The 21,127-nt window shown below is 71.2% G+C and carries 19 protein-coding genes; 14 read left to right on the top strand and 5 right to left on the bottom strand.

Annotated elements, in window-relative coordinates; genetic code table 11:
* Window positions 1-438: 438 nt before the first annotated feature.
* Together VIU94_RS14555 and VIU94_RS14560 are read left to right on the top strand one after the other, a co-directional pair.
* Window positions 439-1,842, top strand: a complete 1,404-nt coding sequence (locus VIU94_RS14555) for a sulfatase family protein (RefSeq protein ID WP_331911473.1) — start codon at window positions 439-441, stop codon at window positions 1,840-1,842.
* A gap of 120 nt (window positions 1,843-1,962) precedes the next feature.
* Window positions 1,963-2,820, top strand: a complete 858-nt coding sequence (locus VIU94_RS14560) for a formylglycine-generating enzyme family protein (RefSeq protein ID WP_331911475.1) — start codon at window positions 1,963-1,965, stop codon at window positions 2,818-2,820.
* 96 nt (window positions 2,821-2,916) lie between these two features.
* Here the strand turns inward: VIU94_RS14560 and VIU94_RS14565 are convergent, their stop codons facing one another.
* Both VIU94_RS14565 and relB read right to left on the bottom strand, forming a co-directional pair.
* The gene (locus VIU94_RS14565) at window positions 2,917-5,157 is read right to left on the bottom strand and encodes a sulfatase family protein (RefSeq protein WP_331911477.1); all 2,241 of its coding nucleotides are present in this window, start codon (window positions 5,155-5,157) and stop codon (window positions 2,917-2,919) included.
* 211 nt (window positions 5,158-5,368) lie between these two features.
* Window positions 5,369-5,923, bottom strand: a complete 555-nt coding sequence (gene relB / locus VIU94_RS14570) for a type II toxin-antitoxin system RelB family anti-toxin (protein WP_331911479.1) — start codon at window positions 5,921-5,923, stop codon at window positions 5,369-5,371.
* 189 nt (window positions 5,924-6,112) lie between these two features.
* Here relB and VIU94_RS14575 point away from each other — a divergent pair, with 189 nt between their 5' ends.
* Together VIU94_RS14575 and VIU94_RS14580 are read left to right on the top strand one after the other, a co-directional pair.
* Complete coding sequence (locus VIU94_RS14575) at window positions 6,113-7,237, top strand: arylsulfotransferase family protein (RefSeq protein ID WP_331911481.1); 1,125 nt, start codon at window positions 6,113-6,115, stop codon at window positions 7,235-7,237.
* On the top strand, window positions 7,234-8,586 hold the full coding sequence (locus VIU94_RS14580; RefSeq protein ID WP_331911483.1) for a uracil-xanthine permease family protein: 1,353 nt from the start codon (window positions 7,234-7,236) through the stop codon (window positions 8,584-8,586). Before VIU94_RS14575 ends, VIU94_RS14580 begins: the two co-directional genes overlap by 4 nt.
* A 25-nt stretch (window positions 8,587-8,611) precedes the next feature.
* Here VIU94_RS14580 and VIU94_RS14585 read toward each other — a convergent pair whose 3' ends face one another.
* The 3 genes from VIU94_RS14585 to VIU94_RS14595 all read right to left on the bottom strand — a co-directional run bounded on the left by VIU94_RS14585 (window position 8,612) and on the right by VIU94_RS14595 (window position 11,388).
* Window positions 8,612-9,160 (bottom strand): rhodanese-like domain-containing protein, encoded by a 549-nt coding sequence (locus VIU94_RS14585; protein WP_331911485.1) that lies wholly within the window; start codon window positions 9,158-9,160, stop codon window positions 8,612-8,614.
* Between the two features lie 180 nt (window positions 9,161-9,340).
* On the bottom strand, window positions 9,341-10,240 hold the full coding sequence (locus VIU94_RS14590) for a DUF1684 domain-containing protein (RefSeq protein ID WP_331911487.1): 900 nt from the start codon (window positions 10,238-10,240) through the stop codon (window positions 9,341-9,343).
* Window positions 10,241-10,353: 113 nt separating this feature from the next.
* The gene (locus tag VIU94_RS14595) at window positions 10,354-11,388 is read right to left on the bottom strand and encodes an amino acid ABC transporter permease (protein WP_331911489.1); all 1,035 of its coding nucleotides are present in this window, start codon (window positions 11,386-11,388) and stop codon (window positions 10,354-10,356) included.
* Between the two features lie 704 nt (window positions 11,389-12,092).
* Here VIU94_RS14595 and VIU94_RS14600 point away from each other — a divergent pair.
* The 10 genes from VIU94_RS14600 to VIU94_RS14640 all read left to right on the top strand — a co-directional run bounded on the left by VIU94_RS14600 (window position 12,093) and on the right by VIU94_RS14640 (window position 21,108).
* A complete protein-coding gene (locus VIU94_RS14600; protein WP_331911491.1) occupies window positions 12,093-13,214 on the top strand; it encodes an LLM class flavin-dependent oxidoreductase in 1,122 nt (373 codons plus the stop codon).
* Window positions 13,211-13,729, top strand: coding sequence for a GNAT family N-acetyltransferase (locus VIU94_RS14605; protein WP_331911493.1), 519 nt, complete (start codon window positions 13,211-13,213; stop codon window positions 13,727-13,729). The genes VIU94_RS14600 and VIU94_RS14605 overlap by 4 nt, the downstream gene beginning before the upstream one ends.
* Window positions 13,726-14,685, top strand: coding sequence for an ABC transporter substrate-binding protein (locus VIU94_RS14610; protein WP_414720951.1), 960 nt, complete (start codon window positions 13,726-13,728; stop codon window positions 14,683-14,685). Before VIU94_RS14605 ends, VIU94_RS14610 begins: the two co-directional genes overlap by 4 nt.
* Window positions 14,686-14,745: 60 nt before the next feature.
* The gene (locus VIU94_RS14615) at window positions 14,746-15,774 is read left to right on the top strand and encodes an amino acid ABC transporter permease (RefSeq protein WP_331911495.1); all 1,029 of its coding nucleotides are present in this window, start codon (window positions 14,746-14,748) and stop codon (window positions 15,772-15,774) included.
* On the top strand, window positions 15,771-16,577 hold the full coding sequence (locus VIU94_RS14620) for an amino acid ABC transporter ATP-binding protein (protein ID WP_331911497.1): 807 nt from the start codon (window positions 15,771-15,773) through the stop codon (window positions 16,575-16,577). The genes VIU94_RS14615 and VIU94_RS14620 overlap by 4 nt, the downstream gene beginning before the upstream one ends.
* A 38-nt stretch (window positions 16,578-16,615) precedes the next feature.
* A complete protein-coding gene (locus VIU94_RS14625; protein WP_331911499.1) occupies window positions 16,616-17,599 on the top strand; it encodes an ABC transporter substrate-binding protein in 984 nt (327 codons plus the stop codon).
* A 78-nt stretch (window positions 17,600-17,677) separates the two neighbouring features.
* Complete coding sequence (gene ssuE, locus VIU94_RS14630) at window positions 17,678-18,244, top strand: NADPH-dependent FMN reductase (RefSeq protein WP_331911501.1); 567 nt, start codon at window positions 17,678-17,680, stop codon at window positions 18,242-18,244.
* A gap of 394 nt (window positions 18,245-18,638) precedes the next feature.
* Complete coding sequence (locus VIU94_RS14635) at window positions 18,639-19,616, top strand: glutathione S-transferase C-terminal domain-containing protein (protein ID WP_331911503.1); 978 nt, start codon at window positions 18,639-18,641, stop codon at window positions 19,614-19,616.
* Window positions 19,617-19,627: 11 nt separating this feature from the next.
* Window positions 19,628-19,831 (top strand): putative leader peptide, encoded by a 204-nt coding sequence (locus VIU94_RS44720; protein ID WP_414720952.1) that lies wholly within the window; start codon window positions 19,628-19,630, stop codon window positions 19,829-19,831.
* Between the two features lie 74 nt (window positions 19,832-19,905).
* Entirely contained in the window at window positions 19,906-21,108 is a 1,203-nt protein-coding gene (locus VIU94_RS14640; protein WP_331911505.1) for an LLM class flavin-dependent oxidoreductase, read from the top strand.
* Window positions 21,109-21,127 lie beyond the last annotated feature (19 nt).

Raw genomic sequence — 21,127 nt, forward strand, 5'->3', positions numbered from 1 at the left:
GGCGGGAGTGCATCCCCCGAATTCTGGGACAGCGCGGTCCGCCCTGGCGACGTAACGGCCCTGCCGCCGGGCCGTGAGCGTCGCGGTCGCGGTCCCAGTGGCGGTCGCGGTCGCAGGCGATCCTGTTCACGGTTCCCGTAGTCCGGCCGCCTATTTCATCTGCCGTATATGGAAGGGCGGTTCCGTGTCGCCTACTGTCGTGGTCATGGCAGCAGTAATCCTCACTGCGCGCCGCCACGTCGACCAAGGGCACGTGGCCAGCGCCCTGTGTACGGTCGCCCCGGCGCGCTGAGCGCGCCCTCCCCCCACGGGATCCCCACCTGGCGCCCCGCCTGACTCCCGTCTCTCCCCCTTCCGCACCGCGGCCGACGGCTTGACCCATCGTCCGTTCGTCCGCTGTGCCCCCATGTGCAGACGCACCCAGGAGGAATGGACATCATGAGCGACAACCGACGCCCCCCGGTGAGCCGCAGAGGCTTTCTCGGCGGCGCCGCCGCCGTGGCGGCCGCGACCGCCGTACCCGCCTTCGCGCAGGTCGCAGGAGCCGGCCCCGCCGCTGCCGCCGGCCGCCCGAACATCCTGCTGATCGTCACCGACGACCAGCCCAAGCACACCGAGTGGGCCCTGCCCAAGACCGTGGCCTGGCTCGCCGACCAGGGCGTGAAGTTCACCAACGGCCACGTCACCACCCCGCTGTGCGCGCCCTCGCGCTCCAGCGTCTTCTCCGGCCGCCACGCCCACAACCACGGCGTGCGCAACAACGGCGCCTCCCACGCGCTCGACCAGAGCACCACACTGCAGAAGTACCTGAAGCAGGCGGGCTACCGCACCGGCCTGTTCGGCAAGTACCTCAACTCCTGGACCCTGGCGGACAACCCGCCGCACTTCGAGGAGTTCGCCCTCCTCCAGCCCGGATACGTCGACGCCCAGTGGAACGTCAACGGCACCGTACAGACGATCAACGGCTACACCACCACCATCGTCAAGAACCGCACCCTGAACTTCCTCGACAAGGCCGCCACCGACGCCCGGCCCTGGTTCGCGTACGTCACGCCCTACGCGTCCCACGGCCCGCGCACCCCCGAGGCGAAGTACGCCGGCGCCCCGGTCCCGGACTGGAACGGCCGCCCCTCCGTCCCCGAGAACGACCGCAGCGACAAGCCGGCCTACATCAGGAACGCCACCGGCACCCTCGCCGACGGCCAGACCATCCGCGCCGAGCAGCTGCGCACCCTGCTCTCCGTCGACGACGCGGTGCAGGCGTTCAAGGACAAGCTCCAGGCCCTGGGGCAACTGGACAACACCCTCGTCATCTACATCGGCGACAACGGCTTCAGCTGGGCGGACCACGGCTGGACCGCGAAGTCGGTGCCCTACCGCCCGGCGCACGAGGTGCCGTTCTACCTCTCCTGGCCGGCCGGCGGGCTGGGCGCGGGGACCGTGGACAACCGCATCGTCGCCAACATCGACATCGCGCCGACCATCCTCGACGCGGCGGGCATCACCCCGAGCGCCCCGCAGGACGGCAGGTCCCTGCTCTCCTCCTACAACCGCGACCACCTGCTGGTGGAGTGGTGGAAGCAGGGCACCGGCGCCGGCGGGGCGCCCACCTGGTCCTCGTACGTGGCCAAGGACAAGCAGTACACGGAGTACTACGACCTGACGACCGACGCGAACGGCACGGTGTCCGGCACCGGCCAGGTGAAGTTCCGCGAGTACTACGACCTGGCGAACGACCCGTACCAGCTGACCAACAAGCTGTATCAGGCCACACCGGCCGAGGAACAGGCGCTGGGCATCCCCGCCCTGGCCGCCCAGCTCGCCGCCGACCGAGTGGCCTGACCCGCACTCGGTACCACCGGCCGGCACCCGTGTCGCGAGGCACGGGTGCCGGCCCCCCATCGTTCCGACGGAGCCGTCATGCCCGAATGCTGCACCCCAGGCCACGCCCACGCCCCCGTGATGACCCTCGCACCGCCACGCCCCGCGCTCGCGCCCTCCCGGGTGGCCCGGCAGCTGCTCACCCTGCCCGGAGGGCGCTTCCTCATGGGCGCCGACGACCCCGAGGGCTTCCCCGCGGACGCGGAGGGGCCGGTCCGCGAGGTGGCCGTGGAGCCCTTCCGCATCGCGGCCACGGCCGTGACCAACGCGCAGTTCGCCACCTTCGTCAAAGCCACCGGCCACATCACCGAGGCCGAACGCTTCGGCTTCTCCTTCACGTTCGGGGCCTTCCTCGCCGACCCGGTCGCCGACATCTCCCCGCCGGTGGCGGCGGTCCCCTGGTGGCGGGCGGTGGAGGGGGCCAGTTGGCGCTGCCCCGAGGGGCCCGGTTCACACGTCACCGACCGGCAGAACCACCCCGTCGTCCACGTGTCCTGGAACGACGCCCAGGCCTACTGCGCCTGGTCCGGCACCCGACTGCCCACCGAGGCCGAGTGGGAGTACGCGGCCCGCGGCGGTCTGGAGCAGCGCCGGTACCCGTGGGGCGACGAGCTCACGCCCGGCGGCCGCCACATGTGCAACATATGGCAGGGCGACTTCCCCGACCTCAACACCGCCGCCGACGGCTACGTGGGCACGGCCCCCGTGAAGTCCTTCCGCCCCAACGGCTTCGGGCTCTACAACACGGTGGGCAACGTCTGGGAGTGGTGCGCGGACTGGTTCACCCCGGACGAGGAGAGCTCACGGGCGATGCGCGGCGGCTCGTACCTGTGCCACGACTCCTACTGCAACCGCTACCGGGTGGCCGCCCGCAGCTCCAACACGCCCGACAGTTCGACCGGCAACATCGGGTTCCGGGTGGCCGCCGACCCTGCGTAGCACCGTCCGTCCGCCGTGAAGAGGCCGTTTCCGAGTGTTCGGAAACGGCCTCCGAAGTTCGGAAACGGCCTCCGGACTTGTGGCGGACGCGGGACGTCAGCCCACGGTGACGTGGGCCAGGGCCCAGGAGGTGTGGTCGAAGGACGTGCGGTTGTTGGCGTCCTCGACGACCAGCCGCAGGACGCGGACGCCGCGCACGTCCAGGTCGACCTGGACCGGGCCGGTGGCCGCCGTGAGGGTGGGGGTGGTCAGCAACAGGAGGTCGTCGCCGTAGACCTTGGCGCGGGTCGCGCCGACGGAGCTCTGCTTGGCGGAGAAGTCGTCGATGCCGACCAGGGAAGTGAAACGGAGTGCGGCACCGCCGAGGTGGTACCCGATGTCGCTGGGGGCGTGGACGCCCAGGCCCTTCGGGTAGGTCGTACCGCCGAAGGAGATCAGCGGGCCGTCGCCCGCGGCGTTCTTGCCATTGGAGGTGTCACGCTCCACCGGTCCCCAGCCATTGGTGGCGCTGATCCAGGTGAGGTCGGAGAGGTAGGAGTCGCGGGTGGGGGCAGGGGGTGGCGTCGGGACCGTGCCCGTCGCCGGGTAGCGGACCGGGCCGGCCGGAGTGAGGGCGCTGCCCTCCGCGGTGAGCGTCCACGTGGTCGCGGGGGCGGTGTTCGCGGGCGGGGTGACCTGCCAGGAAGCGGTGAGCCGGCCGCCTGCGGCGAGCTGGTCCGCGGTGGTCGGGGAGGTGGGGGTCACGGTCCAGCCGTCAGGGGCGCGCAGAGCGAGCGAGGCCGCGGTCCACGGGCGGGAGGAGCCGTTGTCGAGGGTGGCCGTCACGGTGAACGCCTGGCCGGGGACGGCCAGACCGGGCAGGGCCAGACGGGTCCCGAACGGGATGCGCGCATAGCTGTCCTTCCAGGAGGAGCGCATCAACGCCACCAGTTCCGTGGCCTTCGCCGGGTGCTTGTCGACGATGTTGCGGGTCTCGCCGATGTCGGCAGCCAGGTCGTACAGCTCCACCTGCCACTGCTCGTCGGGGAGGGTGTGGTCCCGCTCGGGGGCGAAGCGCACGGCCTTCCAGTCGTCCCTACGGACCGCCTCGGCGAGCCAGGTGGCACGCCCGCCGTCCTGGGAGTTGGCCCTGCTGGTGACGCCCCACTCGTCGCGGAACCAGTACAGGTGTCCGTGGCGTGCCGAGTCCGCGCTGCCTGCGAGCAGGGGAGCGGCGGACAGTCCGTCCACATCGGTGGGGGAGGGGGCGCCGCCGAGCTCGGCCAGGGTGGGGAGCACGTCGGTCAGCGAGGTGGGACGGTCGCTTGTGCCCTGCCGGACTCGGCCGGGGCCCCAGGCGATGAGGGGGACGCGTACGCCGCCTTCGTAGAGGTTGCGCTTGTAGCCGCGCAGCGGGCCGTTCGCGTCGAACAGGTCGGGGTTGACCCCGCCCTCCTCGTGGGGGCCGTTGTCGCTGGTGACGAGGACGATCGTGTCCTGCTCCAGGCCGAGCTCCCGGAGCCGGTCGACCACCTTGCCGACGAGCGAGTCGAAGTACGTGACCTGGGCCGCGTGCCCCTTGTTCGCGGCCGTCCAGGTCCGGTCGGCGTAGGCACTGGAGTCGGGGATGTCGCTGGGGGCGTGCGGGACGTTCGGGGTGAGGAACAGGAGGAACGGCTCGGAGGCGTGGTCGCCGATGAACTCCAGGGCGCGCTGCTCCAGGAGGTCCGGGGCGTACACCGCCTTCGCGCCGGCGGCGTTGGCGGGGATGGGTTCCTTGACGTCGTTGTGCCAGAGGTACGCGGGGTAGTACTGGTGGGCGTGGCTGTGGTCGATGTAGCCGTAGAACTCCTCGAAGCCGCGGGCGGCCGGGTGGCTGTCCTGGCCGGCGGCCTCCGGTCCGAAGCCCCACTTGCCGATCACGGCGGTGCGGTAGCCGCGGGCCCGGAGCACCTCGGCGAAGGTGGTGTCGTGGGCGGTGAGTGAACCCTGGCCGCCGGAGGAGGGGTTGGCGCGCACCGTGGAGTGGCCGGTGTGGAGGCCCGTCAGCAGGGAGCAGCGTGACGGGGCGCAGACGGCGGCGGTGGAGTAGGCGTCGGTGAAGCGGAGCCCCTCGGCAGCGAGCCGGTCCAGGCGGGAGGTGGTGATCAGCTTCTGGCCGTAGGCGCCGAGCTCTCCGTAGCCGAGGTCGTCGGCGAGGATGACGACGACGTTCGGCGGCCGGGTGGCCGATGCCTCCGCCACGCCGGAGTCCGTCAGCCCGGACGCTGTCTGCGCCGACTCCGCGGGGGCGGCGGTGACGGCGGCCAGACCGAGCGCGGCGGTCGAACCGGCCAGGAAGGTACGGCGGCTGGGCATGGCTGACGGCTCCTCGGGTGCGGGGTACGGGTTCTGCCGATCATGGGCGGGAGAGCCGCACCAGGACCATGCACACGGCATGAAGAACATGTGACGGCACCCGAACCGGACCGGACGGGGAGCGACGGCGCCACATGTCGTTCACAGGGAGCCGGAATTCCGGTACCGGAGCAGCGAGTTGCGGCGAACATGACGTTGCGGCACCGCCCCGTCAGGACTCCAGTACCTCCACGTGGTCGCCGACCGCGACCACCAGGACCCGCGAGCCCGGTTCGGTGGTGCGCCAGCGGTGCCGGACGCCGCCGGACAGCAGCAGCGTGTCCCCGCGGCCCAGCCGGTGGATCCGGCCGTCGGCCTCCACCTCCGCCGAGCCGTCCGCCACGTACATCAGCTCGTCGTTGCGGTGCTGGAACTCGCGGTCCGCCTCGTGCTCGCCGACGAACTCCAGCGCGTGCAGCTGATGGCGGCCGCGCACCACCGGGCGGACGCGCGCCTCCCGGTCGAGGCCGCTGTCGTCGTCGGCGCGCACCACGTCGACCGTGCGGGTCTCGTCCGAGGCCGCGAGCAGCTGTACCGCCGTGGTGCCGAGCGCGTCCGCGATCCGCTGCAGCGAACGCATGCTGGGGCGCGCCCGGTCGTTCTCGATCTGGCTGAGGAACGGGGAGGAGAGCCCGCTGCGCCGTGCCACCTCGGCGAGCGTCAGGTCGAGTGCCCGCCGTCGACGGCGTACGGCGGCGCCCACCCGCGGTGTGTTCGCGGCATCCACGGATCGTCCCGCCCTTCCCCGCCCCACGGCGCCGTTCTGCCTGGTCGACGGTGCCTGATGGCACCTTACGCGGCCTGCGCCAGGAACCCTGAGACGGTTTCGTACTCCCGACACACGCTCGTCACACAACGTCTCTACCGTCAAACCCGTTGTTCTCATCAAAGAAAGTTTGACGCGAGGAGTTCCGACGTGCCCCCGATCGACCAGAATTCACGCCGCCGACGCCCCACCGGCCTCATCGCCCTCGACGAGACCGCCGCGTCCGACGGCTACACCCTCTACGCGCCGCTGACCGGCACCGGAGAGGTCTACCTCATCGACCTCCACGGCCGCACCGTCCACCGCTGGGACCTTCCCTACCGCCCCGGCCGCCACGCCCGCCTGCTCACCGACGGAACCCTCGCCTACAACGGTGTACTCCCGGGCGAGAAGGCCCTCTTCCCGATGTGGCACAAGTACCGGGGCGGCGTCATGCTCCGCGCGGCACCCGACGGAACCGTGCTGCGCGAGCACCGCGACCCCCTCCAGCACCACGACGCCCACCACCTCGACGACGGCCGCATCCTCTACACCGCCCTGGAACCCCTGTCCGGGGCCGAGGCCGCGGCCGTGCGGGGCGGAGTACCCGGCTCCGAAGCCGCCGGCGGCGTCGTCTGGGCCGACACCATCAAGGAGGTCGGCCCGGACGGCGAACTCCTGTGGTCATGGCGGGCGGCGGAGCACCTCGACCGCGAGGAATTCCCGCTGCACGAGGCGTACGCCCGCGAGCACTGGCCCCTGATCAACAGCGTCACGCCCCTGCGGGACGGCAACATCCTCGCCAGCCTGCGCAGCGTCTCAGCCGTCGTCGTCATCAGCCGTGACACCGGCGAGATCCTCTGGCGCAGCCGCCCCGGCACGGTCAGCCAGCAGCACGCGCCCACCGAACTGGACGACGGCCGGCTGCTGGTCTTCGACAACGGCGTCTTCCGGCCGGGCCACGACGTCCCCCACTCCCGCGTCATCGAGATCGACCGGGCCGGCGGCGACATCGTGTGGGAGTACCACGACCCGGCCCGCGAGTTCTTCTTCGCGCCCTTCATGGGCTCCGCGCAGCGCCTGCCGAACGGCAACACCCTCGTCACCGACTCCCCGTCCGGGCGGCTGTTCGAGGTGACGAAGGACGGCTACCTGTGCTGGGAGTACGTCGTCCCGTACTTCGCCGGCTACGAGGAGAGCGAGGTCCGGGGCCTCTTCCCGTCCCAGCCCAACGCCGTATTCCGCGCCTACCGTTACGCCGCCGCCGACATCCCGTGGCTGGAGGCCACGGCATGACGACCACCCAGGCCTCCCTTGCCGGCCCCGACTCTGAAGCCGTCGACGCACGGGTGCCGTTGCGGCGCCTCGTGCCGCTGTCGGCCCAGCATGTCCTGGCGATGATCGCCGCCCCGGTCTCCACCGTCTTCCTCGTCGCCGGCACGCTGAGGATGCCGCCCGGTGCGACGGCCTCGCTGCTCAGCGCCGTCCTTCTGCTGTGCGGCGCGGGCGCCCTGCTCCAGTCCCTCGGCGTGTGGCGGATCGGCGGCCGCCTGCCGTTCGTCATGCTGCCCGGCGGCGCCGCGACCGCGCTCTTCCTCCAGATCGCGCAGGAACACGGGGCGCCGACCGCCGCCGGCGCCGTCCTCCTGGCGGCGGCCCTGCTCCTGGCGGTGCTGCCCCTGTACGCCCGTGTCGTACGGCTCTTCCCGCCCCTGGTCATGGGCGTGACCGTGCTGCTCATCGGGATAGCCATGATCCGGGTCGCGGCCCGGCTCGTCACGGGCCCGGACGGGACGGGCGAGCCGCGTGCTGTCCTCCTCGCCGGGCTCACGGTCGGGGCGACCGTCGCCGCGTACGTGCTCCTGCGCGGCGTCTGGCGCCAGACGGCCGTCCTCATCGGTATGGCGGCGGGCACCGTCGTGGCGGTGACGACCGGGCTCGGGGCCTTTGCCCCCGCGGCCGGGAGCGGCTTCGCGCTGCCCGCGTTCCTGCCCTTCGGGACACCTCGGTTCGACCTGGTGGCCGCCCTTCCCCTGCTCGTGTTCAGCCTCACCACGCTGGCCGAGATCACCGGACAGACCGTGCTCAACAGCGAGACCGTCGGCCGAACTCCCGCCCCCGAGAGAGACGTTCCGCGCGTCGCCCGCGCCGACGCCCTGGTCTCCCTGGCCGGAGGGCTGTTCGGTACGTCCCTGATGGTCACCAGCGCCGAGAACATCGGAATCGGCCGCCTCACCGGAGTCCGCAGCCGCTTCGTGACCGCCGGGGCCGGCGCGCTCCTGGTCGTCCTCGGTCTGGCCACGCCCGTGTCCCGGGCGCTGGCCGGCATCCCCGCGGCCGTCGTGGGCGGCTCCGCCCTCGTCGTCTACGCCGTCATCGCCGTCATGGGCGTCGAGATGCTGCGCCGCGCCGACCTGTCCGGCACGGGTACGGGTACGTTGACGGCCGCGCTCGCGCTCACCGCGGGACTGCTGCCGCTGCTCAGCCCGGACCTGTACGCCGGGTTCCCCGGCTGGGCCCGAACGATCCTGGGCAGCGGCGTCGTCGCCGGCGCACTGACGGCGGTCCTCCTCACCGCGCTGCTCGGCCGGTTCGGCCCGGGAAGGCGTATCCCCGCCCCGCCGGAGCCGCGCGTACGGGAGTGACCCGCGCCGGAAGCGTCGGCGCGGGTCACCCGTGAGGCGCCGCGCCGCGCCGGTTGAAGGGAAGCCGGCCGAGGACCACCGCCATGCCGCAGGTGTCGGTGAGCGCCGAGAACACCAGGCCTCCGGCGATCCCCGCCGACAGCAGCTGGAACGCCGGATGCACGAGCAGACCGAGAGCGAGGCCCAGCAGCACCAGGGCACCGGCGGTGAAGCGCACTTGACGCTCCATCCCCCACACGGCTCGTACGGGACCGGGCGGGTACTCGAGCGCGTGGCCGGCGGCGGCCCAGGCCCGGGTACCGCCGGTCAGGCTCGCGGCCGCGATGCCGTGGGAGGCGAGGACCGCGGCGCCTTTCTCGGAGCGGGCGCCGGACGCGCACACCAGGAGCAGCGGTCCGCTCTCGCCGGCGTGCCGCAGGTCCGCCAGACTGCCCTCGATGCGTTCCAGAGGAACGTTGACGGCGCCCGGCAAGCGGCCGGAGGCGAACTCGCCGGGGGCACGGACGTCGACCACGTGCAGCCCAGCCAATCGTGGCTCTGCTTCGTCGACGCTCAGGGTGCTGGAAATGCTCATGAGGGACCTGCCCTTGGCTGTGACGGGGGACGGCCCCGCACCACCAGCGGCAGGGTCGTCCCCGCGATGCTAGGCGGTGCAGGGCGGCGACGCCCGCAGGCGGACGGCATCGCCACGAGGTGGCCATGACAGCGTCACGCCGCGGCAACATCCGTGCTCGTCGTCTTCCGCAGGGCCCCGCTAGGAGACCGGGCCGCGCTCGTGGGGGATCCTCTCTCCGGCCTCGATCGCGACGGGCAGCCGGTTCTCGGCCGGCGGCAGCGGGCAGGTGGCGAAGTCGGTGTAGGCGCAGGGCAGGTTGGTGGCGCGGTTGAAGTCGAGCACCACCGCGCCGTCGGGCCCGGGCGCGGCCACCTGGAGCTGGCGGTTGGCCGCGTACGTGGTGACGCCCGAGGTCTCGTCGGTGAACAGCACCGTGAGGCTCCCGGGCGCCTGCCCGTTGAAGGCGGTCAGGCTCAACTCCTTTCCGTTCAGCCGGAAGACGACGCGGCCCGGAGCGTCGTACACGTGCCGAAGTCCTTCGACGGATGCGCCGACCGTGGTCGGTCGCGGCTCGTCGAAGGCCTCGTAGCGACCCGTGACCACCCAGCGCGGATCGGGCGCGTACGCGGGCGTGCCGGTGAAGGCGACCCTCAGCGGGTGGTCGGGGCGCCGCGGCCGGACCACGTCGTGGCCGCCGCGCTTGGCGACCTCGATCACCGTGTCGCCCCAGACGGCGTCGACGCCACCGCGCTCCGGAACGACGCCGAAGAGGTGCCGCCCGCGCACCACCGCGCGGTCGACGACGAGTTCCGTCCCCGCATCGAGCTCCACGCAGACGCCTTCGGGACCCGTCGACCAGGTCCCCGGTACGCCGGGGAAGCTCTGGGGCTCGGCGGAGAGCCAGTGCAGACCGGTGACCGCGAGGAAGCCGTGCTCCGAGGCGAGCCGGGCGTCCTTGTCCCGGTGCCACTCCTCCCACTCCGCGGCGAAGCCCTCCGGATCGGGAACGCCGGCGGTGCTGGTACCGCCGTCGTGGTCGTGGTCGACGGTTTCGAGGGCGTCGACTTCGCGGGCGTCGGGGATGTCATGGACGCTCATGCGTCTCCTCCTGGTGCAGTGGATGGTGTGGTGTGCACGGCCCCGTGTCCACCGCGGGGCCCGTGGTGTGCACGGCCCCGTGTCCACCGCGGGGCGGAACGAGGCCGTCGGGCTCACCCGTCACCGCCGGCCGCCGGGCGGGCCTCGGGCGCGGTCACCCTCTCGAGCCGGGCACGGAGCGCGGCCAGATGGGTCCTGAGCCGCTGCAGGGGGGTGGGCGGCAGCGCGTGGGCGGAGCCGCGCGCGTAGTGGCGCTCGACGTAGAACTGCCCCGCGCTGAGCACGGTGGTGACGGCGATGTACCAGAGGGTGGCCACCATCAGCAGCGGGATGACCTGGTACGTCTGGTTGTAGACCAGCTGTACCGAGTACAGCAGGTCGTGCACCGCCAGCACGCTGACGATGCTGGTGCCCTTCAGGGTGCCGATCAGCATGTTCCCCGCGGTCGGGACGATGGAGCGCATCGCCTGCGGGATGACGATCCGGCGCAGGGTGTGCCGCCTGCCGATGCCGAGAGCCTGGGCGGCCTCCTTCTGGCCGGCGTCCACCGAGAGGATGCCGCCGCGCACCACCTCGGCGGCGTAGGCGGCTTCGTGCAGGGTCAGGCCGATGACGGCGGTGAGGGTGGGACCGAGCAGGTTGACCGTCTTGACGGTGACGAACTCAGGCCCGAAGGGGATGCCGAGTCCGAGCGTCGGGTAGAGCGCGCCGATGTTGAACCAGAACAGCAGCTGCACCAGCAGCGGGGTGGATCGGAAGATCCACACATAGCCCCAGCTCAGCGTGCGCAGCACGGGGTTGGCGGACAGTCGCATCACGGCCAGGGGGGTGCCGAGCAGGAAGCCGAGCACCATCACGACGCCGGTCAGCCAGAGCGTGAGCAGCAGCCCGTCGAGCACGGCGGTGGTGGTGAAGTACCGGCCGACCACATCCCACTGCAAGGCGCGGTTGCGGACGACGGAGTTGACCAGCATCGCGAAGACCAGCAGCGCGGCGGCGGCCGTCAGCCAGCGGCCGGCATGTCGGCGCGGCACGATTCGCGGAAGGTCAGCCTCGGAGCCCTGGCCGTCGGAGGCTTGCACGTGTCGTGGGGGTGGGGCGGATGCGGAGACGCGGGAGGGGTCGCAGACGTCGGACAGCGAGGCCATCAGGAGGCTCTCCAGGTGAGGGAGGCGTGGGCGTCGGTGGCCACCCGGCGGCGCACGTTCGCGGGGTCCGGGCAGGCACAGCGCGGGGCACAGGGTGGTGGCGGGGTTCCGTCGTCATCACACTCGCCGCGTCCCTCAACGCGGCCGGTACGGCTGCCGCGCGCGGCGGAGCCGGTCCGGCACCGATCGTACGGGTGCACCGCGCGCATGTGTCAACCACGCCCAGGAACCGCCCAACGCCGGTCCGGCATCCGGGCCGTGGTTGACGAGAGCCCTGATGTACTGCTCAATTAGTCGCATGAATGCCGAGCAGCGCCTGGTCACCCGCGACCACATCGACTTCGGTCGAGTGTGGTCCGCCGCGTGTTGCGCCTGATGCGGCAGCGGGCCGTCTGACCGGCCCTTCCCTCCCTCGGTGACCCCGTCGCGGGCCGAGTTTTTTCCTTCGTAGCACCGTCCTACGCACCATGCGCTCGACATACGCCGAGTCTGCGTACGGGCGGCCCTGCGAGACCTGACGCGCGCTGCCGCCGCCTCACCTCGCCCGAGGTCCCTACCTCGGTGTCGTCACCACTTCTCACCACCCTGTTTCCCAGCGCCTGAAGCGCCGTCACACCGGCGCGCCGAAGGTTGCTCTGCTCCGCCGTGCCCGCGTGCCGCTGCCCACGGCACGGACCAAAGGACTTGAGGAAAGGCCATCTCCCATGCCCGTGGAGTTCCTTGGCATCGCCGCCACCAACGACGGCTCCGAGACCACCTCGCGCTCCGGCGCCGCCTTCGACAGGGAGTACACGCTCCGGCTCGCCCGGGCGCACGAGGACAACGGCTGGGACCGTGTGCTGTTCGCCTACGGCTCCGGATCGCCGGACCCCGCACCGGCCGCCGCGTACATCGCGTCCAAGGTGGACCGGCTCCAGATCCTGCTCGCCCACCGACCGAACGTCTCGTACCCCACCTTCGCCGCCAAGACCTTCGCGACCCTCGACCAGATCAGCGAGGGCAGGCTCACCGTGCACTTCATCACCGGCGGCAACGACCACGAGCAGGGCCGCGAGGGCGACACCCTCACCAAGGACGAGCGCTACGCCCGCACCCGCGAATACATCAGCATCGTCAAGAAGATCTGGACCACCCACGAGCCCTTCGATCACGAGGGCGAGCACTACCGCTTCCACGACTTCGTCAGCGATGTCTTCCCCGTCCAGCAGCCGCGCCCGAACGTCTCCTTCGGCGGCTCGTCGCCGGCCGCGTACGAGGCCGGGGGAGCGGAGGCCGACATCTACTGCCTCTGGGGCGAGCCCCTGGCGCGGACCGCCGACCAGATCGAGGCGGTGAAGGCCGCGGCGGCGGCAGCGGGACGCACCGACGTGCCGCGCATCCAGGCGGCGTTCCGGCCGATCATCGCTCCGACCGAGGAACTGGCCTGGGAGAAGGCACATCGCACCGTAGGGGCCATCCGGGACCGCGGCGCGGCAGGACTCAAGCGGCGCCACCGCACCGGCGCCCCCGAGAACACCGGCTCGCAGCGGCTGATCGCCATCGCCGAGGCGGGGGAGCGCTACGACCGCGCCCTGTGGACCCCGACCGCCGCCGCGACCGGAGGGTCCGGCAACTCCAACGCCCTGGTCGGCACCCCGGAGACGGTCGCCCAGGCGCTCCTCGACTACTACGACCTCGGCGTCGACATCCTCTCCGCCCGCGGCTACGACCTGCTGGGCGACGCGATCGACTTCGGCCGGTACGTGATCCCGATCGTCCGCGAGGAGGTCGCCAAGCGCGACGCCGAACGGGCAGCGCGCGGCGCCCTCGCGGCGGTGAACGGATGACGTCCGCTCCAGAACTGACGGTGATTCACGTCCCTGTCTCCGACCCCAGGGTGCGGCCCCTGCTGCGGGAACTCGGCGAGGAGTACTCCCGGCGCTACGGCAAGGACGCGCACGCCGAGATCTCCCGCTACCCCGACGAGGAGTTCACCGCCCCGCACGGCGGCGTCCTGCTCCTGCTCCTCGAACACGGTGAGCCGGTCGCGGGCGGCGCCTTCCGCCGGTACGACGCGACCACGGCCGAGCTGAAGCGGATCTGGACCCACTCCGCCCACCGGCAGCGGGGCCTCGCCCGCCGGGTCGTCGCCGAACTGGAGCGCGAGGCGAGCGCCCGTGGCTACCGGCGGATCTATCTGACCACCGGCCCGCGCCAGCCCGAGGCCCGCGGTCTGTACCTGGCCACCGGCTACGCCCCGCTCTTCGACACGGAGGCCGACCCGGAGAACATCGGTCCGCTGCCCTTCGAAAAGCACCTGCCGGAAACCGCAACACACCAAGGAGAGGCAGCACATCTGTGAGCGCCCGTGACATCGGAACACGCCTGCGTATCGCCGCTACCACCATCGCGCTGCTGCCCGTACTGGCGCTGACCGCCTGTGGCTCCGGCGACACTTCCGGCACCACACCGGCGGGCGCCCAGGCATCCCCCGCGCCGACCGACGACCCGATCGCCGCCGTCAGCAAGGTCGACTCCGTCGCCGCCCTGCTGCCGGCCGACGTACGCGAGGCGGGCACGCTTCGGGTAGGCAGCTCGATCGGCTTCCCGCCCGGCGCGTACTACCCGAACGGGCAGGACAAGCCGCCCGCCGGCCAGGACATCGACATCGCAGACGCGGTGGCCAAGGTCCTCGGCGTGAAGCTGGAGCGGCAGGACGCCTCCTTCGAGACGATCCTGCCCGCCCTCGGCAGCGGCAAGTACGACGTCGGCACCGGCAACTTCGGCGTCACTGCCGAACGCCTGAAGACCGTCGACTTCGTCACCTACATCAACGACGGCCAGGGCTTCGCGGTGAAGAAGGGCAACAGCACGCTCACGACGAAGGTCACCGACCTCACCCAGCTGTGCGGGCTGACCATCGGCACCGGCGCCGGCACCACCTTCGAGGCGACCCTCACCGCACAGAAGGGGGTGTGCGCCAAGGCGGGCAAGAAGCCGTACGACGTGAAGGTCTACTCGGAGAACGGAGCGACGCTCACCGCGCTCCAGCAGGGCCGGATCGACGTCGTCATGTCGACCATCAACGGCCTGCGCTACCAGGCGGCACAGCCCGCCGCGCAGACCGCCTTCCTCGGCGAGTACCACCGCCTCGACGTCGGCTTCGCCTTCAAGAAGGGCTCCCCGCTCACCAAGGCGTTCCAGGCCGCCGTCAACGAGCTGATCGAGGACGGCACGTACGCCCGGATCCTCAAGAAGTGGGGCACCTCCGCCTCCGCGATCGACTCGTCCCGGGTCAACCCGCCCGAGCACACGTGACGACCACACGTGACGACCACACGTGACGACCACACGTAACGACCACACAGGAACACCACGATGGCTCTCACCACAGACTCCGCCGCCGCGCCACCCGGCGCGGCCTCCCCGGGCACCGGGCCCGACACACGGCCCGCCCCGGACGACCCGGCCTCGCTCAAGGTCGTCCCCGCCCGCCACTACGCCCGCTGGGCGGCGGCCGTCGCCGTGATCGTGTTGGTCGCCCAGTTCGTGCACGGGCTGGCCACCAACCAGGTCTGGGAGTGGGGCGTCTTCCGCGCCTACTTCCTGTCCGAGACGATCGTCCAGGCGGTGTGGGTGACCCTCCAGCTCACCGCGTACGCCACCGTTCTCGGCTTTCTCCTCGGCACTGTCCTGGCCTTCATGAGGCTGTCGCGCAGCCCGGTGCTGCAGACCGTCGCCTGGACCTACATCTGGATCTTCCGGTCCATCCCGATGATCGTCCAGCTGGTGTTCTGGTTCAACCTGAGTGCTCTGTACGAGGAGTTGGGCGTCGGCATCCCCTTCGGCCCGGTGTTCTGGTCCGTCGGCAGCAACAGTCTCATCGGCACGATCGGCGCCGCGGTCATCGGTCTGACGCTGCATCAGGCCGCCTACGCCGCCGAGATCGTGCGCGGCGGCGTCATCGCCGTCGACCACGGACAGCTGGAGGCGGCCGCCGCACTCGGCATCCCCCGACTGCGGCAGATCCGCCGGATCGTGCTGCCGCAGGCCATGCGCGCCATCCTGCCCACGGCCGGCAACGAGATCATCGGCCTGCTCAAGGGCACCTCGGTGGTCTACGTGATGGCCATCGGCGAGCTCTTCTACCAGGTGCAGGTGATCTACGGTCGCAACGGGCGGGTGATCCCCCTGCTCCTTGTCGCCACCGCCTGGTACGTGGTCCTCACCACCCTGCTGTCGGTCGCGCAGTACTACGTGGAGCGCCGCTTCGCCCGAGGAGCGAACCGCACCCTGCCGCCCACCCCGCTCCAGCGCGCCCGGCGATTCGTACACGAGCTGCGTGCGGCGGCCGCACAGCGCAACCAGCCTGTCGTACCCCTGAATTCCTTGGGAGAGAGCCGATGAGTGACGTGACGGTGGCCGTCAAGGACGTGAAGCCGACGGCCGACGGCGTGATGGTGGACGTGCACGCCGTCCACAAGAGCTTCGGCCCGCTGGAAGTGCTGCGCGGCGTCGACCTGAAGGTCCGCGCCGGCGAGGTCACCGTCATCCTCGGCCCGTCCGGCTCCGGAAAGTCCACGCTGCTCCGCACCATCAACCACCTGGAGAAGGTCAACCGCGGCTGGATCAGCATCGACGGCGAGCTCATCGGCTACCGCCGCTCCGGCGGCAAGCTGCACGAGCTGAAGGAGAAGGACGTTCTGAAGCAGCGCACCCACATCGGGTTCGTCTTCCAGAACTTCAACCTCTTTCCGCACCTGACCGTGCTGGACAACCTCGTCGAGGCGCCGGTCTCCGCGCTGCGCCGCCCGCGCGGGGAGGCTCGGGAGACCGCCCGCCGGCTCCTCGACCGGGTCGGCCTCGCCGACAAGGCCGACGCGTATCCGCGGCAGCTTTCCGGAGGTCAGCAGCAGCGCGTGGCCATCGCCCGCGCACTCGCCCTCGAACCGAAGGTGCTGCTCTTCGACGAACCCACCTCGGCGCTCGACCCGGAGCTGGTCGGCGAAGTCCTGGACGTCATCAAGGACTTGGCCCGCACCGGAACCACCATGATCGTCGTGACCCACGAGATCGGCTTCGCCCGTGAGGTCGCCGACACCGTGGTGTTCATGGACGGCGGAGTCGTCGTGGAGCAGGGCCCGCCCGCGGCCGTACTCGACGACCCGCAGCACGAGCGCACCCGCGCCTTCCTCTCCAAGGTCCTCTGACCACCCCTCACCCCTTTCCACAAGCAAGGAGCACGACTGTGTCCACCTCGATCATCCGCCGCACCACCGCCGCCGCGCTGGGACTGACCGCCGCTCTCGTCCTCGCCGCATGCGGCAACCCCTCCGACGGCGGCACGACCGAGGTCGCCGACACCTCGGGCAACAAGACGACGATCAACCTGAGCCCGGATCAGAACCGCATCACCACCGACAAGGTCGACTCCATAGCCGCCAAGGTCCCGGAGGAGATCCGCAAGAGAGGCACCCTGGAGATCGTCGACTCGTCCGGCTCGGCGGCGCCCCTGACCTTCTTCGCCACCGACAACAAGACCGTCATCGGCGTCGAGCCCGACATCGCGTCCCTGGTCGCCGACGTGCTCGGCCTCAAGCTGCACGTCAACACGGTCTCCTGGGAGAACATCTTCGTCGGCCTGGACAGCGCCAAGTACGACGTCGGCTTCAGCAACATCACCGTCACCGAGGAGCGCAAGGAGAAGTACGACTTCGCCACCTACCGCGAGGACAACCTGGGCTTCGAGGCGAAGAAGGGCAGCGGCCTGAAGATCACCGGGCCCGAGGACGTGGCGGGCAAGACCGTCGCCGTGGGCACCGGCACCAACCAGGAGAAGCTGCTCGTCGAGTGGAGCAAGGAGAACGAGAAGGCCGGCCGCAAGCCGGTGAACATCAAGTACTACCAGAACGACAGCGACACCTACCTCGCCCTCCAGTCCGGCCGCATCGACCTCTACCTCGGCCCCAACCCGACCGCTGCCTACCACGCGGCCACCACCGGGAAGACGGAGGTCGTCGGCACGTACTCCGGCGCCGGCGCCACCCTCCAGGGCCTCATCGCCGCCACCACCAAGAAGGACAGCGGCCTGGCCAAGCCACTCGCCGACGCGCTCAACGAGGTCATCGAGAACGGCACGTACGCGAAGGTGCTTCAGCGCTGGGGCCTGTCCGACGAGGCCGTGACCAGGTCGGAGATCAACCCGCTCGGCCTGCCCAAGACCAACAAGTAGCCGTTGCAGGAAGCGGGGCCGCGGTACGCGGCTCCGCAACCGTCTTACGCCAAGTCTCACGCTCCCGAAGGGTCCGCCATGGCCACCGTCCTGTCCGTCTCCGGAAGTCCCTCCGCCACCTCTCGTACCGCCCGACTGCTGCGCCATCTGGACCGGCGGCTCACGGCCCAGGGACACGAGGTGATCCCGCTGGACGTCCGTACCATCCCCGCCCAGGCGCTGCTCGGCGCCGACTTCCGTCACCCGGCGATCGTCGAGGCGACCGAGCTGTTCGCCCGCGCCGACGGGGTCGTGATCGGCACGCCCGTCTACAAGGCCGCCTACTCCGGGCTGCTGAAGTCCCTGCTCGACCTGCTGCCGCAGTACGGCCTCGTCGGCAAGACGGTCCTGCCGCTGGCGACCGGCGGGAGCACCGCGCACGTCCTGGCGATCGACTACGCCCTGCGCCCGGTGCTCAGCTCCATGGGCGCCGCGCACATCGTCCCGGGCTGGTTCACACTCGACAAGGACCTCACGGTGGGTGACGACGGCGCCCTGACCATCGCGCCGGGCCCGGCCGAGGCCCTCGCGCAGGTCGTCGACCAGTTCTCCGACGCCCTTGGCAGCCGAACGGCCCTGGCGGCGGCCACCGGACGAGCAGCCTGACCGTCATGGTGCCCGGCATCGGCTACCTCACCCGGATCGCCCGCGCTGCCGAGGAATGTGAGCACTCCCTCTTGACGACGTGAGAAGGTCGCCCGACACTCCCATACAGAATCCCTAGTGGATGGGTGGGAAATGATGGAGGGTCTGGAGTCGCCCGCCGACCGCGCCGCGCGCGTGGGCCGCCCGGCGCTCCTGCTGACCTCCCGCCGTCACATCGATCTCCTGCGTGTCTGCAGCGCGGCGAGTCCTCGGCGCTGAACCGCCGGCATCCGCCGGCACCGCAATCCGTCGCGTCACGGGAACGCGCCGACGCCGCCGCGCGCCCGTGCCCCCACGTGCGCCGCCGCCGCACCTCTGAGCACCGGAAGCCGGACCTGGACACCCAGGGAGACACATGCCCGCCACACCCCTGACCCCTCTCGCGTCCCTGCCGTCCCTGCCGTCCCTGCCGTCGTTCCGGGGCAGGGTCGGCAGTGACGCGAGCAGCGGCTACTACGCCGTGCCGCGCCGTTACCGCCTCCACCTCACGCTGTCCTGCCCCCACTGTCTGCGGATCGCCATCACCCACAGCCTGCTCGGTCTGGAAGAGACCCTCCCGGTGGTCCTGCTGCCGACCCTGCCCGACAGGCCCGACGGCGGACACTCCGCCTTGCGCCCGTTGTACGAGGCCAGTTCACACCGGCATCCCGGACCAGCCGCCGCACCGGTGTTGAGCGACACCTGGACGGGGCGGATCGTCAGCACGCACACCCCGGACATCCTGAGCGACCTGAGCCGACGCTTCGCCGGTGACGCCCCAGATCGGCCCGAGCTGTACCCGCACGGCGCCGAGGCGGAGATCGAGGCCGTCGAGCACCTCTGCGACCACCGCATCAACGAAGCCGCACAGCAAGCCGGTCAGGCCGGCGTCGACGCCACTGTGCGTCGGTCCGCCCTCGGTTTCCTGCTCGGCGTCCTGGGCTCGCTGGAGTGGCGGCTCGCCCACCAGAACTTCCTCCTGGGCGACGAAATGACCGCCGCCGACGTGCGGTTGTGGGTGACGCTGGTCCAGCTCGACACCGTGCACCGCCTGCACCTGGACGCCGCCGCGGTGCACCGCATCGCCGACCATCCGCACCTGTGGGCCTATGCACGGCGACTGGCCTCCCACCCCGCCTTCGGCCGACACCTCGACCTGGACGGCATCGCCCGCAGGCACCATGCCCACTGCAGGGGACTGGAGGCCGCGGGGGCGGCCGTGCAGATCCTGGACTGGGCGGTGCACATCGCGGGCGGGGCCGCCGCTCAGCCCTGCCGGCCCTGTCAGGAGCATTCGGACGGTTTCATGGAGCCGCAACACGCTCTCCACCTTCGCCCGTCCAGCTCCGCCTAGGCTGCGAGGACATGGGGGCCTGCCGTGCCGGAGCGCGGCAGGCCCCGGTCCGGGCAGGACGAACAGCCGGAAGAGCGGAGGTGACGGTGGTGTCCCCCGTTTCCCGCGTGCTCGTCCCGGCTGCCAGGGTCCTCGTCGCGCGCGGCTGCGTCCGCCTGTACTCCCGCCCCCACATCGATCTGCAACGGGTGGCCGGCGCACTCTGTCGTTCCTGACCTGTTCCCCGCCATCGAGCCCTCCGCACGAGGGCCGGTGATCACATACGGTCGACCAGGAGGGCCCCCTTTCCGTGTCCGCACATCCCCCTCTTCACCTTGCCGTGGCGCTGGACGGCGCCGGCTGGCACCCGGCCGCGTGGCGCGAGCCGAGCGCCCGGCCCCACGACCTGTTCACCGCCGGTTACTGGGCCGACCTCGTGACCGAGGCCGAACGCGGCCTGCTCGACTTCGTGACCTTCGAGGACGCGCTCGGGCCGCAGTCCTCGCACCCCGCGGAGCCGGACGGGCGCACCGACCAGGTCCGGGGCCGACTGGACGCCGTGCTGGTCGCCGCCCGGGTCGCACCGCTGACCCGGCACATCGGGCTGGTGCCGACCGTGGTCGCGACCCACACCGAGCCGTTCCACATCTCCAAGGCGATCGCCACCCTTGACTACGTCAGCACCGGCCGCGCGGGCCTGCGCGTCCAGGTGACGGCACGGCAGAACGAAGCCGCGCACTTCGGCCGCCGCACCTTCCCGCCTCTCCGCGTCGAGGATCGGGACACCCCGGCAGGCCGGGACCTGATCGCCGAGCTCTTCGAGGAGGCCGCCGACCACATCGAGGTGGTGCGTCGCCTGTGGGACAGCTGGGAGGACGACGCGGAGATCCGTGATGTCGCCACCGGGCGCTTCATCGACCGCGACAAGCTTCACTACATCGACTTCGAGGGCAGGCACTTCCGTGTCAAGGGCCCCTCGATCACCCCTCGGCCGCCGCAGGGCCAGCCCGTCGTCAGCGCGCTCGCGCACGACAAGGTGCCTTACCAACTGGTGGGCCGTTCCGCCGACATCGGTTACGTCACCCCTCACGACACCGACCAGGCCCGCGCCGTCGTCGCCGAGATCCGCGCCGCCCAGGCCGCGGCAGGGCGGGCGGGGGAGCGGCTGCACGTCTTCGGTGATCTGGTGGTGTTCCTGGACGACGATCCCGGGGCGGCGGAGGACCGCAAGGCCCGCCTGGACGGCCTCGCGGGCTACGCCTGGACCAGCGACGCCGAGGTGTTCACGGGTACCCCCGGGCAACTGGCGGACCAGCTCCTTGAGTGGAGCAGGGCCGGCCTGAGCGGCTTCCGGCTCCGCCCCGGAGCGATCGGCCACGACCTGGAACAGATCACCCGGATCCTGGTGCCCGAACTCCAACGCCGGGGCGCCTTCCGACACGCCTACGAGGCAGACACCCTCCGGGGTCTGCTGGGGCTCGCCCGCCCCGCGAACCGCTACGCCGCTGCCTGAAGCCGGAGGAGTCGTACGA

It is taken from the genome of Streptomyces sp. (assembly GCF_036566765.1).
Lineage (GTDB): Bacteria > Actinomycetota > Actinomycetes > Streptomycetales > Streptomycetaceae > Streptomyces.